13 protein-coding genes and 1 tRNA gene are annotated in these 15,181 nt (G+C 57.1%); 8 read left to right on the forward strand and 6 right to left on the reverse strand.

Translation table 11 applies throughout. The features are described 5' to 3' along the window. The first annotated feature begins 12 nt into the window (after positions 1-12). The 4 genes from AC2FJB_RS03265 (at position 13) to AC2FJB_RS03280 (ending at position 4,406) form a co-directional block, all read left to right on the forward strand. Positions 13-969: an ABC transporter permease gene (locus AC2FJB_RS03265; protein WP_117868220.1), complete on the forward strand. Its 957-nt coding sequence runs from the start codon at positions 13-15 to the stop codon at positions 967-969. Next, positions 966-1,781 (forward strand): ABC transporter permease, encoded by an 816-nt coding sequence (locus AC2FJB_RS03270; protein ID WP_117868219.1) that lies wholly within the window; start codon positions 966-968, stop codon positions 1,779-1,781. The genes AC2FJB_RS03265 and AC2FJB_RS03270 overlap by 4 nt, the downstream gene beginning before the upstream one ends. Next, on the forward strand, positions 1,778-3,415 hold the full coding sequence (locus tag AC2FJB_RS03275; protein ID WP_496719152.1) for an ABC transporter ATP-binding protein: 1,638 nt from the start codon (positions 1,778-1,780) through the stop codon (positions 3,413-3,415). The genes AC2FJB_RS03270 and AC2FJB_RS03275 overlap by 4 nt, the downstream gene beginning before the upstream one ends. Before the next feature lie 154 nt (positions 3,416-3,569). After that, the gene (locus tag AC2FJB_RS03280) at positions 3,570-4,406 is read left to right on the forward strand and encodes an alkaline phosphatase family protein (protein ID WP_496719153.1); all 837 of its coding nucleotides are present in this window, start codon (positions 3,570-3,572) and stop codon (positions 4,404-4,406) included. A 23-nt stretch (positions 4,407-4,429) separates the two neighbouring features. Here the strand turns inward: AC2FJB_RS03280 and AC2FJB_RS03285 are convergent, their stop codons facing one another. From AC2FJB_RS03285 to AC2FJB_RS03310, 6 genes are all read right to left on the reverse strand, one after another. Beyond that, the gene (locus AC2FJB_RS03285) at positions 4,430-5,233 is read right to left on the reverse strand and encodes a class I SAM-dependent methyltransferase (RefSeq protein WP_496719154.1); all 804 of its coding nucleotides are present in this window, start codon (positions 5,231-5,233) and stop codon (positions 4,430-4,432) included. A 108-nt stretch (positions 5,234-5,341) separates the two neighbouring features. Further along, a complete protein-coding gene (locus AC2FJB_RS03290; protein ID WP_117868215.1) occupies positions 5,342-6,265 on the reverse strand; it encodes an alpha/beta hydrolase in 924 nt (307 codons plus the stop codon). A gap of 12 nt (positions 6,266-6,277) precedes the next feature. Beyond that, positions 6,278-8,167 (reverse strand): acyl-CoA synthetase, encoded by a 1,890-nt coding sequence (locus AC2FJB_RS03295; RefSeq protein ID WP_496719155.1) that lies wholly within the window; start codon positions 8,165-8,167, stop codon positions 6,278-6,280. A gap of 159 nt (positions 8,168-8,326) precedes the next feature. After that, on the reverse strand, positions 8,327-10,147 hold the full coding sequence (locus tag AC2FJB_RS03300) for an ABC transporter transmembrane domain-containing protein (RefSeq protein ID WP_496719156.1): 1,821 nt from the start codon (positions 10,145-10,147) through the stop codon (positions 8,327-8,329). Between the two features lie 129 nt (positions 10,148-10,276). Continuing rightward, positions 10,277-10,350 (reverse strand) — tRNA-Gly (locus tag AC2FJB_RS03305). Between the two features lie 104 nt (positions 10,351-10,454). Further along, positions 10,455-11,327, reverse strand: coding sequence for a MurR/RpiR family transcriptional regulator (locus tag AC2FJB_RS03310; RefSeq protein ID WP_117868212.1), 873 nt, complete (start codon positions 11,325-11,327; stop codon positions 10,455-10,457). Positions 11,328-11,454: 127 nt separating this feature from the next. Here AC2FJB_RS03310 and AC2FJB_RS03315 point away from each other — a divergent pair, with 127 nt between their 5' ends. The 4 genes from AC2FJB_RS03315 (at position 11,455) to AC2FJB_RS03330 (ending at position 15,175) form a co-directional block, all read left to right on the forward strand. Then, positions 11,455-12,216 (forward strand): N-formylglutamate amidohydrolase, encoded by a 762-nt coding sequence (locus tag AC2FJB_RS03315; RefSeq protein ID WP_299643122.1) that lies wholly within the window; start codon positions 11,455-11,457, stop codon positions 12,214-12,216. A 16-nt stretch (positions 12,217-12,232) separates the two neighbouring features. Continuing rightward, a complete protein-coding gene (locus AC2FJB_RS03320; RefSeq protein WP_299643119.1) occupies positions 12,233-12,751 on the forward strand; it encodes a TRAP transporter small permease subunit in 519 nt (172 codons plus the stop codon). Continuing rightward, positions 12,751-14,076 (forward strand): TRAP transporter large permease, encoded by a 1,326-nt coding sequence (locus AC2FJB_RS03325; protein ID WP_299895087.1) that lies wholly within the window; start codon positions 12,751-12,753, stop codon positions 14,074-14,076. The genes AC2FJB_RS03320 and AC2FJB_RS03325 overlap by 1 nt, the downstream gene beginning before the upstream one ends. 67 nt (positions 14,077-14,143) lie before the next feature. Beyond that, entirely contained in the window at positions 14,144-15,175 is a 1,032-nt protein-coding gene (locus AC2FJB_RS03330; protein ID WP_299895090.1) for a TRAP transporter substrate-binding protein, read from the forward strand. Positions 15,176-15,181: the final 6 nt, after the last annotated feature.

The raw sequence follows: 15,181 nt of genomic DNA on the forward strand, positions 1-15,181 counted from the left end.
GGGCCACGGATAATGCATCCCATCATCAAATTGGTTTCCCAGCGCCTCGCGCTGGGAATCCTATTGCTGTTTGGCGCTTCGGCCTTGATTTTTGGCCTGACCGAAGCTCTTCCCGGAGACGCCGCGCAAGCCGTCCTGGGGCAGTCCGCAACCCCCGAGGCCTTGGCTAACCTCCGCGAAGAAATGGGCCTGAACCGCCCCGCCCTGACCCGCTATTTCGAATGGCTGGGAGGCATTGTTCAGGGCGACCTTGGTCAATCGCTTACCAACAAGCTTGATATTTCTGAGAGCATCGGAAAACGCCTCGGCAACACGCTTTTCCTGGCTTGTGTTGCGGCAATCGTTTCGGTTCCACTAGCGATTTTCCTTGGGCTGCTGGCTGTCAGGTACCGCAATCGCTGGCCAGACAAGCTGATTTCCGCCATCACATTGACGACGGTATCGATCCCCGAGTTTCTGATCGGCTACGTTGTGATCTATTACATCTCAGTCAAACTGGGATGGTTTTCCTCGCTTGCCATGGTCAATGATTCCATGTCCATCGGCCAGAAACTGTACGCCGTCGCCTTGCCGGCATTTGTTCTGACACTTGTGGTGCTGGCGCAGATGATGCGTATGACCCGGGCTGCAATTCTGAACCTGATGCAATCCGCTTATATCGAAACGGCAGAGCTTAAGGGCCTGAGCACATTTCAGGTCATCGCGCGGCATGCCTTTCCCAACGCAATCTCGCCCATCGTGAACGTCGTCATGCTGAACCTCGCCTATCTGGTTGTCGGCGTTGTCGTGGTCGAAGTTGTCTTCGTCTATCCCGGCATGGGGCAGTACCTTGTGGACGCCGTGACCAAGCGTGACGTGCCGGTCGTTCTGGCCTGCGGCGTGGTGTTCGCGGCTGTTTACATCGGCCTGAACATGGTCGCGGATATCGTCTCGATCCTTGCAAACCCAAGACTGAGGCATCCGAAATGAAGAACATTCCTATTTCGGCTCTGATTGGCCTTATGTTCACCGGCGCCTATTTCTTCGTGGCAATCGCTGCCCCGTTGATCGCGCCCTACGGGATGGCGGAAGTGGTCGGCGATGTATGGGAGCCGACCAGTGCCGAGCACCTGCTGGGTACTGACAATATCGGCCGTGACCTGCTGACCCGCATGATCTATGGCGGGCGCACGACGATCTTCATTGCCGCCGCCGCGACATTGCTCAGCTTTCTGACCGGTACCTCGCTCGGTTTGCTGGCCGCCGTTCTGGGCGGTTGGGCGGATCAGGCGCTCAGCCGGACAGTCGATCTGATCATGTCGATCCCGACCCTGATCCTCGCGCTGGTCATTCTGGCCATCGTTCCGGTCACTGTTCCGATCCTGATCCTTGTCATGGGCCTTCTGGATGCGACACGCCCCTATCGCCTGTCGCGGTCCGTTGCCGTGGATATCAACGTGATGGATTACGTCGAAGCCGCTAAACTGCGCGGTGAGGGACGGGCTTGGATCATCTTCCGTGAAATCCTGCCGAACGCATTGTCGCCATTGGTGGCCGAGTTTGGACTGCGGTTCATCTTCATGGTGCTGTTCATCTCTACCCTGTCCTTCCTGGGCCTGGGCGTACAGCCCCCACTGGCCGACTGGGGTGGCATCGTGAAGGAAAACAAAGATGGCATCGTCTATGGCATTGGCGCGGCGCTGTACCCGGCTGTCGCCATCGCGACGCTGGCGATTTCGGTCAACCTTGTGGCTGACTGGATCCTGAACCGAACCACATCGCTGAAAGGAGGCCGGGGATGAGTGATACCCTTCTCAAGGTCCGCGACCTCAAGATCGGTGCGACCGTTTACCCACCGGGTGAGAAACCCCATGACATCGAAATCGTGCACGGGGTCAGTTTTGACCTCGAGCGCGGCAAGGTGTTGGGCCTGATCGGTGAATCTGGTGCTGGGAAATCCACAATCGGTCTCGCCTCAATGGCCTATGGCCGGGGTGGCGTTGAAATCACCGGCGGCGAAGTCTGGGTCAACGGACGTGACGTCCTGAAGTCATCGCATGGCGATATCCGCAATCTGCGCGGGGGTGAGGTTGCCTATGTCTCGCAATCCGCTGCCGCGTCGTTCAACCCGGCCAAGAAGATCATGGATCAGGTTGTCGAAGCCGCGGTCGAGCACAAGAAGTTCAGCCGCAAAGAGGCCGAAGGCCGCGCGCGCGAACTGTTCGCCAAGCTGGGATTGCCCGATCCTGACAACATCGGCAGCCGTTATCCGCACCAGGTCTCGGGCGGTCAGTTGCAGCGTTGCATGACCGCTCTGGCTCTGTGCCCCGAACCTGATCTGGTGGTGTTCGACGAACCGACCACAGCGCTTGATGTGACCACCCAGATCGACGTTCTGATGGCAATCAAGGATGCCATTCGCGATACCGGCGTTGCCGCTTTGTACATCACGCATGACCTGGCCGTTGTTGCGCAGGTCAGCGACGATATCATGGTTTTGCGGATGGGTGATACAGTCGAATACGGCAGCACCGACCAGATCATCAACAACCCGCAGGAAGAGTATACGCAGGCTTTGGTCTCGGTTCGTTCAATCGAGCACGAAGAAAAACAGCCCACGCCGCAACCGCTGCTCACCGTCGAAGGCATCACGGCACGCTACAAGGGGCTGAACTTCGACGTGCTGCACAACGTCAATGTCGAACTTCATCCGGGACAGACGCTGGCGGTCGTTGGCGAATCCGGTTCGGGCAAGTCAACACTGGCCCGGGTTATCACCGGCCTGTTGCCGCCGCGCGATGGTGAGATCAATTTTGCCGGGCGCACACTTTCGCCGAACCTTGCGGGACGGTCTCGCGAGGATCTGCGCGAGTTGCAGATGATCTATCAGATGGCAGACGTGGCAATGAATCCACGCCAGACCGTCGGCACCATCATCGGCCGCCCGTTGGAGTTCTATTTCAACATGCGCGGCGCTGAGAAGCGCAAACGGATCATCGAGTTGTTGGATGAGATCGAGCTGGGCGAAAAATTCATCGACCGCTATCCTGCGGAACTGTCTGGCGGCCAGAAACAGCGTGTCTGTATCGCGCGGTCGCTGGCGGCAAAGCCCAAGATGATCATCTGTGACGAGGTCACTTCAGCGCTGGATCCGCTGGTGGCGGACGGCATCCTGAAACTGTTGCTGGGCTTACAGAAGATCGAGGATGTGGCCTATCTGTTCATCACCCACGATCTGGCGACGGTCCGCGCCATCAGCGACAGCATCGCGGTGATGTATCAGGGTCGCGTGGCCCGTTATGGCTCAAAGAGTCAGGTGCTGAGCCCGCCTTTCGACGATTATACCGACCTGCTGCTCAGTTCGGTGCCTGAAATGCATCTGGGCTGGCTGGAGGAAGTTGTCGCCCATCGCAAGATGGAAAGCGCCGGGAACTGATCCGGTTCGCGACAATTCAATGACGGTTTGAAATCCCGGCACTTTGTCTGATGACAGGTGTCGGGATTTTGCTATTGGGGGCGCAAAGTGGCAGCCGATGGACGTCGAATCTCCTAGGGTCGCCGGAACGCAATGTCTCTCAAAGGGCCTCGACATGGACCGCAAGCTACTTCTCATCATTCTGGACGGTGTCCCCTATCGCAATTTTCGCCGCCTGTTCGGCAATCTCGAAGGCTGGGTCGACAGCGGCGAAGCGCGTGTCTGGAAACTGCGCGCGGTGCTGCCTTCGACATCGGCCAGTTGCTATGCGTCGATCCACACAGGCGTGACGCCGCAAGAGCACGGCTGCACCGGGAATGGAAACGTCTTCCGGCTGAACCACAAGGACGTCTTTAGTCAGGTGCGTGAATCCGGTGGTGTGACCGGAGCGGTGACACACAGCTACTGGTCGCAGTTCTTCAACCGTCATCCCTTTGATTACGTCCGCGACATCGAATATGACGAACCCGAAAGCCGGACGATCAACCATGGCCGTTTTCACAGCATGACCGGCTATGGCAAAGCCAATCAGATGACGCCATCCGATGTCGACCTGTATGCCACTCTGACCAATCTGTGCCTGCGGTTCGGGCTGGACTATGGCATTCTGCACACCTGCACGCTGGACAGTATGGGCCACCGTTTCTTCCACGATTGTGAAGAAATGGATCACGCCTGCTTTGTCGCCGACGAGATGCTGGCCCCTTTCATCCCCCGCTGGCGCCAGTTGGGATATGAAGTGATCGTCACGGCGGATCACGGCCAGGACGAGCGTGGGCACCACGGTGGACGCAGCCCGCTGCAACAGGAAACGGCGCTGTATTATTTCGGCGACGCCGAAGGGCCAGACTCTGAGACCGTCATAAACCAGTTGCAATTGGCCCCGACCATCCTGAGCCGGATAGGTGCCCCCATTGCAGAGACAATGAAGGCCGAACCGTTTCTGCGGTAATGCGCATGCAGCTTCGGGGTCGCTTATGTGGCCTTTGCGGCCACCATTGTCGCAAACACCTGATATCCGTAAAGTGACCCGTTTCGAGCACGTCTTTCGTGCTCGGCCACAAGCCCCGCCGCCAATTCTTTTCCGATGTCACCTCGCTCGTACATTTGCTTGGTGGTCAGGTCGACCCAAGGCAACATGTGCTCTGGTGTTGATACAACTCTGCTCTGAACGTCAAAGTGCCTAACAGAAAGTCCGGCATCGGCAATCATTGGCCTGAGTTTTGCGACGACAAAGGGATCGGTCACAAACTCGCGGACGAACTCTTTTGCGCGGATATCCAGTGGGTCATTTGGAAAAGAGCTGAACGTCGCTTTGGAAAAATCAGCGTCACACACAATCAACAGACCATCAGGTTTAAGCACTCTGAAAGCCTCGGCAACCAGAGATTCGGGATCTTCCACATGCGTTAGCACCGTATGCATAATGACCGCATCGACGGCATCATCTTCCAAAGGCAGCGCGGCACCGTCCGCCACCTTAAACGTCAGGTTCGAATACTCTTTAGCCCGATCGCTGGCTTCCGAGACAAACCCTTTCGAGGGTTCAAACCCGACAACTTCTGCCGGGTGGCAGCGTGATGCGATGCGACGCGTTACGGCGCCTGCACCCGCACCGACCTCTACAACTGTGGGCGCCCGCGTCACATGCAGATGATCCAGATACGCAGCAACGATCCGTTCCATGGTCGGGTCCGCTTGCCGTTGGCCCATTGAATCCGCAAACAACTTGATGAATTCAGGCCCTGCGGCATCAACGTTCTGGAAGGGGTCGGTCATAACCTAATGTCTCATTGGAAATTCCAAGAGACTATACCACAGCCTAACGGTTTGTTGGGTTGTGAACGTACCGGGCTTTCGAGCGCCATTGCTGAGACATTCGCTTCATTAGTCGTAGGACCAAATCCCCTGCCCCAGCGCTTCTATCGCAACCGAAATACGTTCGAAACTGTCAGCCGCACGTTTCACCGAGGTTCTCGCGCGCAGATAGCCGTGAACAAGACCGGATTCGTTGATCCAGTGGGCCCGCCCGCCCGCCGCGTTGATCCGCCTGCAATAAACCTGCCCGTCGTCTCGCAGCGGATCGCAATCAGCCGTTACAACCACGGTCGGCGGCAGGTTTGAAAAGTCACTGTCCTGCAACGGAGCATAGGTTGGATCGCCCTTGGGTTGAACGCCCGAGTATCGGACGGTTTCATAAAACTTGATTTCATCCAACGTCAGCAACGGGGCCTGGGCATGTTCCGTGTAGGACCCCTGACTGGGGTCCCCACCGAGGCCCGGGTAGATCAGCACCTGCCCCAGGATCCCGTCCAAACGCCCGCGCGCGTGATGGGAAACAGCGGCAGCTAGATTTCCACCGGCGCTGTCACCGGCCAATATCAGCGGGTCACCGTATTCGCTTGCGGCCCAGTTCGCAGCCGTCCAACAGTCATCAAACTGTGCCGGGTGCACATGTTCAGGGCACAGCCGGTAATCGACGGCGACGACCCGGTACCCGGTTTGGACGCATAACTCAGCGCAAACATCGTCGTGGCTTTCGAGACCACCAACAACGAAACCGCCACCATGAAAATAGACGACTGTTCGGGTTGGTTGCCCGGCAGAGTAGATACGAACCGGAACACCATCGGCCGCCCTGTCCTCTGTTTCCACGCCAGCCGGGCGTGGTTGGCGAAAGTCCTGACACATGGTGTCATAGACACGACGCTGATCCTCAATCGACAACTGTACCGCGTCATCAGGATAGCTTTCGGCCGTGCGACGTATGAACGCCCAGGTTTCTTCGTCGATCAGGCGTTCATAGTCCATTGTCCCTCCGGCTTATTCAGACCACTCCCACGGCCGGGTGTATACCCCCAGCACTTTTGCAACATCGTCTTCCGAAGATCCGTTCGCGTCAAGCTGCGCGACCAGGCCGCGCTTCTTGTCATCGATGACAGAGACCACCCGTGCCGCTAAACCAGCATCCTCGAGAGCGCCGTTGTAGATACGAGTGATAGCCTGTTTCCGAAGATCAGGCTTGAACACCTTGCCAACGGCAGTTTTGGGCAGCTCATCCAGAATGGTCATGTGCTTGGGTTGCGCCGCGCGTTCATGCACGTGAACCTTGCAGTAATCCATCAGCTCTTTTTCGGTGACCGATGCGCCCTCGACCAGTTCGACAAAGGCGCAGGGAACTTCACCGGAATGCGCATCCGGCTGGCCGATAGCACCGGCAAAAGCAACGGTTTCATGGCCCAGCAAAGCCTCTTCGATCTCGGCAGGATCGATATTGTGACCGCCACGAATGATCAGGTCCTTCGCCCGACCGGTGATCCACAGATACCCATCTTCGTCGAAGCGCCCCAGATCACCTGTCCGCAGGTACTCATCGAAGTGATACAGGTTAACGTTCTTGTCGGCCTCGGTGTAGGTATTTCCCGCATAGACACCTGGGTTCGAGATACAGATCTCACCGATTTGATCAGTCCCGCATTCGGTCGGTCCGTCCGGCCCGTCCTGCAGGATTTTGACGTCTGTATAAGGAAACGGAATACCGATCGATCCGATCTTTTTCTCGCCGTCCACCGGATTGCACGAGACCAAGCACGTTGCTTCTGTCAGACCATACCCTTCGACAATGGTGACGCCGGTGGCTTCTTCAAACCGGCGGAACAGTTCCACCGGCAGCGGGGCCGAGCCCGAGAAGGCCGTTTTTACGCTTGAGATATCGGCATCGACCGGGCGTTGCATCTTGGCTGAAATCGCAGTTGGCACGGTAATGATAAAACTCACCTTCCAACGCTCGATCAGCTTCCAGAAATTGTCGAACACCCCGTCGCCGCGATATCCCTGTGGTGTCGGGAAAACCACATGGGCACCGGATGAAACGGCCGCCATCACAATCACGTGCACCGCGAAAACGTGGAACATGGGCAGCGGGCACATGATGACGTCGTTTTCGTCAAACAGAAGCGTACTTCCCAACCAGCCATTGTAGATCAATCCGGAATACTTGTGCTGCGCCACCTTCGGCATACCTGTGGTGCCACCGGTATGGAAGTAACAGGCGACACGATCTTCCTTGCTGTCTTCAAAAGTCAGCGTCGTCGGCTGTTTGGCCAATTCAGTGTGGAAGTTCTTGTAATCCGCATGGGCGAGCTTTTCCTTGTCGCCCATCTTGGGGCGCAGGAACGGCACCAGCCATGATTTGGGCGGGGTCAGATACCGGTTCAGATCAATTTCCAGAATGGTATTGACCTTGGGTGCGTGGCGCACCGCTTCCTCGACCTTCTGGGCGACATCTGTTTTCGGGAAGGATTTCAGCGTCACCACGACCTTGGCGCCGGTCTCGCGCAGGATCGCGGCGATCTGTTCCGGTTCAAGCAGGGGATTGATCGGGTTCACGATCCCCGCGACCGCACCGCCCATCAGTGTGACCAATGTCTCATTGCAATTGGGCAGCACAAAAGCGACCACGTCTTTTTCGCCCACACCCAGCGAGCGGAACAGGTTAGCCGCCTGATTGACCTGAGCCAAAAGTTGCGACCAGGTCAGGGTCTCGGCCTTGTCGTTCGGGCCCGAGAACAGTTGGAAACTCATGGCATTATGGTTGGGAAACTTCCCTGCCGTGCGCGACAAAAGCTGATGGAAGGTGACAGGCAAATCCCGATCCTCCCACGGCATTTCCTGTTCCATACGCTTCTTGTCTTCCAATCCCACAAAGGCCATGTGGTTCCTCCCGTATATTCTCCCGCGTTTTGCGCGGGCTTGTTATTCGCGACCAAGATGGAAGCAAAACAAACCTCGCGCAAGCGAGGCCTTAGCCTTCAAGGGGGGTGAAATGTAGAATGACGCTACGGCGAATTCGCAAATGCCGGAGCGTCACTCTTATTCGGCAGCGACACCATCGGTGAACTGCAGGCGCGCAAGGCGTGCATACAGTCCGTCCTGAGATACCAGATCCTCATGGCTGCCTTGCGCTACGATGCGGCCTTCTTCCAGCACAACGATGCGGTCGGCTTTTTTCACAGTTGCCAGTCTATGCGCAACAATCAGGGTCGTACGCCCGGCACGCATCTTGTCCACAGCACCTTGCACTGCGCGTTCACTTTCCGCATCCAGCGCCGAAGTCGCCTCGTCCAGCAGCAGAACCGGCGCGTCGCGCAGGATTGCGCGGGCAATGGCGATACGTTGCTTCTGCCCGCCGGACAGCATGACACCCCGTTCGCCGACAAAGCTGTCATATCCTTCGGGCAAGGCCGCGATAAAGTCATGCGCGGCAGCGGCCCGCGCGGCAGATTCGACTTCTGCATCCGAGGCGTCCAGACGCCCAAAGCGGATGTTTTCACGCGCGGACGCAGCAAAGATCACAGGATCCTGAGGCACCAAAGCCATGTGGTGGCGGAAGTCTGACCGGTCGAGGTCGCGCAGATCAAGGCCGTCCAGCGTCACGCGGCCCGAGTTTGGATCATAGAAGCGCTGGATCAGTTGAATCACGGTTGTTTTTCCCGCACCCGATGGCCCGACAAATGCGACCGTCTCGCCGGGTTTCACCAAAAGCGAGAGATGATCCAGTGCAACTGTATCGGGGCGCGCCGGGTAGCGGAAGCTGACGTCTTCAAACCGGATTTCGCCCTGAATGTCTTTGGGCAGCGCTTTAGGATTGGCAGGGTCGGTGACAGTATCTTCTGCATGCAGCAACTCGACCAGACGCTCGGTGGCACCTGCGGCGCGCTGAAGTTCGCTCCAGATTTCGGACAGGGCAGCGACTGAACCTGCCATGATGATCGAATAGATCACGAACTGGATCAGAACGCCTTCGGTCATTAGCCCGTTTCGCACGTCGTTCGCACCCATCCACAGAACGCCAACAATACCCGAGAAGACCAGGAAGATCACGATAACCGTCAGGACCGCACGGGTCTGTATGCGGCGCAGCGATACACCGTAAGAGGTCTCGGTCATCTCACCGAATTGCTGACGGCTGGCTTGTTCGTGAGAAAAGGCCTGAACGGTCTGCACTGCCCCCAATGCCTCACCCGCATTGCCGGACGAGGCGGCGATCCAGTCCTGATTCTCGCGGCTGATCACGCGAAGGTGGCGGCCAAGAACGAGAATCGGTACTATGACGACAGGGATCAGCAACAATACCAGCCCGGTCAGTTTGGCAGATGTCAGCAGCATCAGAACCAGCCCACCGACGAACATCAACATATTTCGCAGGGCAATGGACACGGATGAACCAAGAACCGATTGGATCAGCGTCGTATCAGTGGTGATCCGGCTTAGCACCTCACCTGTCATGATGCGTTCGTAGAATTCCGGGCTCATGCCGATGACGCGGTCAAACACCGCCTTGCGGATATCAGCCACCACCCGTTCGCCCAGACGAGTGACCAGTGCATACCGAATACCGGTGCCCACGGCTAGAACGGCGGCAATGCCGAGCGCGGCCAGAAAATACCAATCCAGAAGCTCGCCATCCTGAATGCGGAAATTGTCAACGACGCGCCGTACTGCCAGTGGCAGCGTCAGGGTCATGCTCGCCGTCAAAATCAACGCCAGCGTCGCGCCGATCATCAGGAACTTGTAGGGCTTCATGAACGGCCAAAGCGAGGCCAGCACCCCAATCTTCTTTGAACGGGCGCGTTCTTCAGAGGCGCCGGGGGCTGCGGCATTTGCTGGTTTGCTGACGGTTTGTCTTGCCATGTCTGGCCTTTGTGTCCTGAACGGTACTGAGTGACCGCTTTCTTGGAGGTACAGTCAGGTATGGTCAAGCATCACGACCACAATCGGTAGGTCGAAAGGGCCATTTGACGCAGAATTTAGTGAAAGGAATGGAGCGGGTAGACGGAATCGAACCGACATAGCCTGCTTGGAAGGCAGGGGCTTTACCATTAAGCTATACCCGCAAATGGTTTGCGCTGGTTAAGTCATGCGTTCGGGCACGTCAAGCCGGAAGTGGCAAATTTAGTGGTGCATTTTTTCGGAAACTGCGCCGCCCACTATCGGACGTTCAGTCCTGGTTACGGAATATTCTGGTCGACGAGAAAAACCGTTCCAGTTCTTCAATCCGCTCCTTGCTTTCTTCCCACCGTGCCTCCTGCACTTCTGCAATCAGCGTTTCTGAAATCAACTGCAAGGCAATCGTCGAATCCCAACTGGATGGTGCCTCAACCAGCGCGTGGAAGGAATAATTGGCGGTCTTTCCTATCGGTGACCCCCATTGATCCGTAAACAGCACAACGGTGACGCCGCGGCCCGAGGCAACCTGTGCCAGCTTCTCCAGATGCGCCTCGTAACGGCGGATGTCGAAGATCACCAGAACGGATGATTCATCCATATCCAAAAGGTATTGCGGCCAGACATTCGCCGAATTGCCCAGCATCGTCACATTGGGTCGGATGATCTGCATGTGATTGAACAGGTAATCCGCGTTTGACCGGGTGATGCGGCCACCAACGACATAAAGATGGCGCTCTGTCTCTGCCAGAAGATGCGCAACGGCATCGAACATCTCTTTGTCCAGACGTTCCAGCGTGTGGCGCATGTTGGTCCATACCGCTTGCGCAAAGCGCGTTGTTGGATGCTCAGCCTCATCATCCACAACCCAGGCGTCCCGCTTCGAGATCGGCTTTTTGATCTGCGCCGCCACTTCTTCGCGCAGCGCGTCCTGCAGGTCCGGAAACCCGTCGAAGCCAAGCTTGCGCGCCATGCGAATAACGGTCGGGGTCGAAACCTGCGCTGCAGCGGCCAGCTTGGTGATCGATTGCAAACCGGCCATCGGATAATCCTGCAACAGGACAGAGGCCAACTGACGCTCGGAGCGTGTCAGATCGTCCAGCTCATCCTGAATCCGCTGTTTGACAAGTTTGGCAACGGTGGCCATTGGCGCTCTCATTTCTTAAATTTGTTACAGAATATGTTTGTTTGTAATTTTGTCTACAGAAATTTTCTTGACAGGTGAGAAGTTGCTGTAACAAATGCTACCTATGCGTCACGAGACCGAGTCATCATTGCTACAGCCGACTGAAGCCCCGGCAGCCCGCGCGCTCAACGCGCACGGTCGCGCGCCTGCTGTGCTGATATGCGAACATGCAAGCCGGTTTATTCCTGCCGCGTTGGGTGGATTGGGGCTGGATGAGGTGGCTGCGTCTTCTCACGCGGCGTGGGACATCGGCGCGCTGGACCTTTCGGTGGAACTGATGGGCGCTTTGGATGCGCCGCTTGTCCACTCGCGCGTCAGTCGGCTGGTTTATGACTGCAACCGTCCGCCCGAACGCGAAGATGCCATGCCGCAGGTCAGCGAAGTGTTTTCCGTTCCCGGAAACATGAACCTGACGGACGCTCAACGTGCCCAGCGGGTTCGCGATGTCTATGAACCGTTCAAACAGCTGGTTTCATCTACGCTGGATTCGCGACGTGAACCGCCGGTTGTGTTTACGATCCACAGCTTCACGCCTGTCTACAAAGGAAAACCCAGATCGGTAGAGCTGGGAATTCTTCATGATGCAGACGACTGCGCCGCACAACTCATGCTGCGGCACTCGGAAGGCTCGGGGCTACGTGTGGCTTTGAATGAGCCCTACTCGGCCACAGATGGCGTCACACACACGTTGCGCGAACACGCGATCAGGCGTGGGCTTCCAAATGTCATGATCGAAGTCCGAAACGATCTGATCGACTCACCAAAAGGCGTGAATCGCATTGCGGGATTGCTGATGCCAATTCTGCAATCGATCATCAAAGACATATCGCACGCAGAGGCGAAACCATGAGAACAGAGGTATCGAGATGAATTTCATGCGGGGATATGTGGCGGTCATTGACCGCGCGAACCGCTGGATCGGGCGCGTCGTCATGTACGGCATCTTCATCATGATGGGCATCCTGCTCTGGTCCTCGATCTCGAAAACGTTCTTTCTGCCATCGCTATGGACACTGGAGATGGCCCAGTTCGCAATGGTCGCCTACTACATTCTGGGCGGCCCTTATTCGATCCAGATGGGGTCCAACGTCCGCATGGACCTGCTGTACGGCGAATGGTCCGACCGCCGTCGGGCATGGACGGATGCGATCACCGTCTTTTTCCTGATAACCTATCTTGGTGTGATGATTTATGGCGGATACGACTCGCTGAGCTATTCGTTGCAATATGGTGAACGCAGCCCGACGGCGTGGCGTCCCTATCTGTGGCCGATCAAGGTCATAATGGTCGTGGGTCTGTTCCTGATGTTGCTTCAGGCAATCTCGGAACTGTTCAAAGATATTCTGCGCCTCCAGGGCGATGACATCCCGCGCGAGGTGATCTGATGTCCTACGAGTTGATCGCCATCCTGATGTTTTCGACCATGATGCTGATGCTGATGACCGGGCAGCGCGTTTTTGGCGCGATTGGTTTTGTCGCCGTGATGGCCGCCCTGTTCCTGTGGGGGGATCGCGGCGGCTATGACATTGGTTTTTCGGCAGCCATGAAGCTGATGAAATGGTACCCGCTGCTGACCCTGCCGATGTTCATCTTCATGGGCTACGTTCTGGCCGAGTCCAAAATCGCAGACGATCTGTACAAGATGTTCCACGTCTGGATGGGCGGTCTGAACGGCGGTCTCGCGATTGGCACGATTGGCCTTATGGTGCTGATTTCGGCCATGAACGGGCTGAGTGTTGCGGGCATGGCCATCGGAGCGACCATTGCGCTGCCTGAGTTGCTTAAACGTGGGTACGACAAGAAGATGGTGACCGGGGTGATACAAGCCGGATCATCACTGGGCATCCTTGTGCCACCCTCCGTCGTGCTGGTTCTTTATGCAATGATCGCGCGCCAGCCGGTTGGGCAGCTGTGGCTTGCCGGGCTGCTTCCCGGGCTGATGATGGCTGCAATGTTCATCCTGTATATCGTGATCCGCTGCCGCATTAACCCGGCCTTGGGGCCGGCTCTGTCAGCCGAAGAGCGCGACGTGCCCATGGCAGAGAAACTGCGCCTGTTGCGCGCGGGCCTTCTGCCTTTGGCTATATTCGCCGCGATGATGGTGCCTTTCGTCAACGGCTGGACCTCGCTGGTCGAAAGCTCAGCCATCGGCGCCTTGACGGCGTTCGCCGCGGCCATTTTCAAAGGCCGTATGACACGCGAAGTATTCGAGACCTCGGTCCGGTCAACGTTGGGCATCACCTGTATGTTCATGTGGATCATCCTCGCCGCGCTCGCGTTCGGAGCCGTATTCGACGGGCTGGGCGCGGTGCGCGCAATCGAGAACCTGTTTACCGAACGTCTGGGCCTGAACCCTTGGCTGATCCTGATCTTGATGCAGCTCAGCTTTATCCTGATGGGCACGTTTCTGGACGACACTGCCATGCTGGTGATCGTCGCGCCTTTGTACGTTCCCCTGGTCGGCGCAATGGGATTCGATCTGATCTGGTATGGGGTGCTCTATACGATCACGACCCAGATCGCCTATATGACACCGCCCTTCGGCTATAACCTGTTCCTGATGCGCGCGATGGCACCGCCAGAGATTTCGCTGCGCGACATCTACGGGTCAATCCTGCCTTTCGTGATGGTGATGACGCTGGCGCTGGCGATTATCATGACCTTCCCGCAGATCGCGCTCTGGCTGCCCGAATACGTTTACAACAAATGATCCCGGATCAAACCGGGGCTTCGCGGGCAATCCCCGCATAACTGAAACTGACCAACGGAGAGAGAGAATGACGAACAGACGTACATTTCTGAAAGGTGCCGCGGCGGCCCCCGCTGCTGCGCTGGCGACGCCTGCACTAGCGCAATCGACCATCAGATGGCGGATGCAGACCTATGCCGGCCCGGCGTTGGCCGAACACGTGATCGACCCCGCCATCAAGATGTTCAACACAATCGCCGGCGACCGGATGCAGATCGAGCTGTTCTATGCCGATCAGCTGGTTCCAACGGGTGAATTGTTCCGCGCCATGCAGCGCGGCACGATTGATGCCGTGCAGTCGGATGATGACTCGATGGCGTCACCCACCGAGGTCACTGTTTTCGGCGGCTATTTCCCATTCGCATCACGCTATTCTTTGGATGTGCCGGTTCTGTTCAACCAGTACGGCCTGAATGAAATCTGGGACGAGCAATATTCGGCAGTCGGTGTAAAACACATCTCGGCCGGTGCGTGGGACCCTTGCCACTTTGCCACCAAAGACCCGATCAACAGTCTCGCTGACCTGCAGGGCAAGCGTGTCTTCACCTTCCCGACTGCGGGCCGCTTCCTGTCTCAGTTCGGCGTTGTGCCGGTCACCCTGCCCTGGGAAGACATCGAAGTCGCGGTTCAAACTGGTGAGCTGGACGGCATCGCATGGTCCGGCATCACCGAAGACTACACTGTCGGCTGGGCGGATGTGACCAACTACTTCCTGACCAACAACATTTCGGGCGCATGGGCTGGATCGTTCTTCGCCAACATGGATCGCTGGAATGAGTTGCCCGAAGACCTGCAGACCTTGTTCCGCGTTTGCACCGATCAGTCGCACTATTATCGTCAGTGGTGGTACTGGGGCGGTGAAGCCAGCCTGCGCGTCAATGGCGACAAGATGCAGCTGACCTCGATTCCGGACGAAGAATGGGCGACGGTCGAGGCGGCCGCCGTTGCATTCTGGGATGAGATAGCAGCTGAGTCCGAGACCAAGGCGAAGGTTGTTGAAATCTTCAAACAGTATAACGCCGACATGCTGAAGGCTGGACGGCCCTACCGCTACGGCTAAGAATTG

It is taken from the genome of Ruegeria sp. CDSC085, assembly GCF_059610465.1.

Bases quoted from the DNA above. Each gene is read 5' to 3' on its own strand.
- AC2FJB_RS03265 (WP_117868220.1), top strand. From the start codon at position 13: ATGCATCCCATCATCAAATTGGTTTCCCAGCGCCTCGCGCTGGGAATC.
- AC2FJB_RS03270 (WP_117868219.1), top strand. From the start codon at position 966: ATGAAGAACATTCCTATTTCGGCTCTGATTGGCCTTATGTTCACCGGC.
- AC2FJB_RS03275 (WP_496719152.1), top strand. From the start codon at position 1,778: ATGAGTGATACCCTTCTCAAGGTCCGCGACCTCAAGATCGGTGCGACC.
- AC2FJB_RS03280 (WP_496719153.1), top strand. From the start codon at position 3,570: ATGGACCGCAAGCTACTTCTCATCATTCTGGACGGTGTCCCCTATCGC.
- AC2FJB_RS03285 (WP_496719154.1), bottom strand. From the start codon at position 5,233: ATGACCGACCCCTTCCAGAACGTTGATGCCGCAGGGCCTGAATTCATC.
- AC2FJB_RS03290 (WP_117868215.1), bottom strand. From the start codon at position 6,265: ATGGACTATGAACGCCTGATCGACGAAGAAACCTGGGCGTTCATACGT.
- AC2FJB_RS03295 (WP_496719155.1), bottom strand. From the start codon at position 8,167: ATGGCCTTTGTGGGATTGGAAGACAAGAAGCGTATGGAACAGGAAATG.
- AC2FJB_RS03300 (WP_496719156.1), bottom strand. From the start codon at position 10,147: ATGGCAAGACAAACCGTCAGCAAACCAGCAAATGCCGCAGCCCCCGGC.
- AC2FJB_RS03310 (WP_117868212.1), bottom strand. From the start codon at position 11,327: ATGGCCACCGTTGCCAAACTTGTCAAACAGCGGATTCAGGATGAGCTG.
- AC2FJB_RS03320 (WP_299643119.1), top strand. From the start codon at position 12,233: ATGAATTTCATGCGGGGATATGTGGCGGTCATTGACCGCGCGAACCGC.
- AC2FJB_RS03325 (WP_299895087.1), top strand. From the start codon at position 12,751: ATGTCCTACGAGTTGATCGCCATCCTGATGTTTTCGACCATGATGCTG.
- AC2FJB_RS03330 (WP_299895090.1), top strand. From the start codon at position 14,144: ATGACGAACAGACGTACATTTCTGAAAGGTGCCGCGGCGGCCCCCGCT.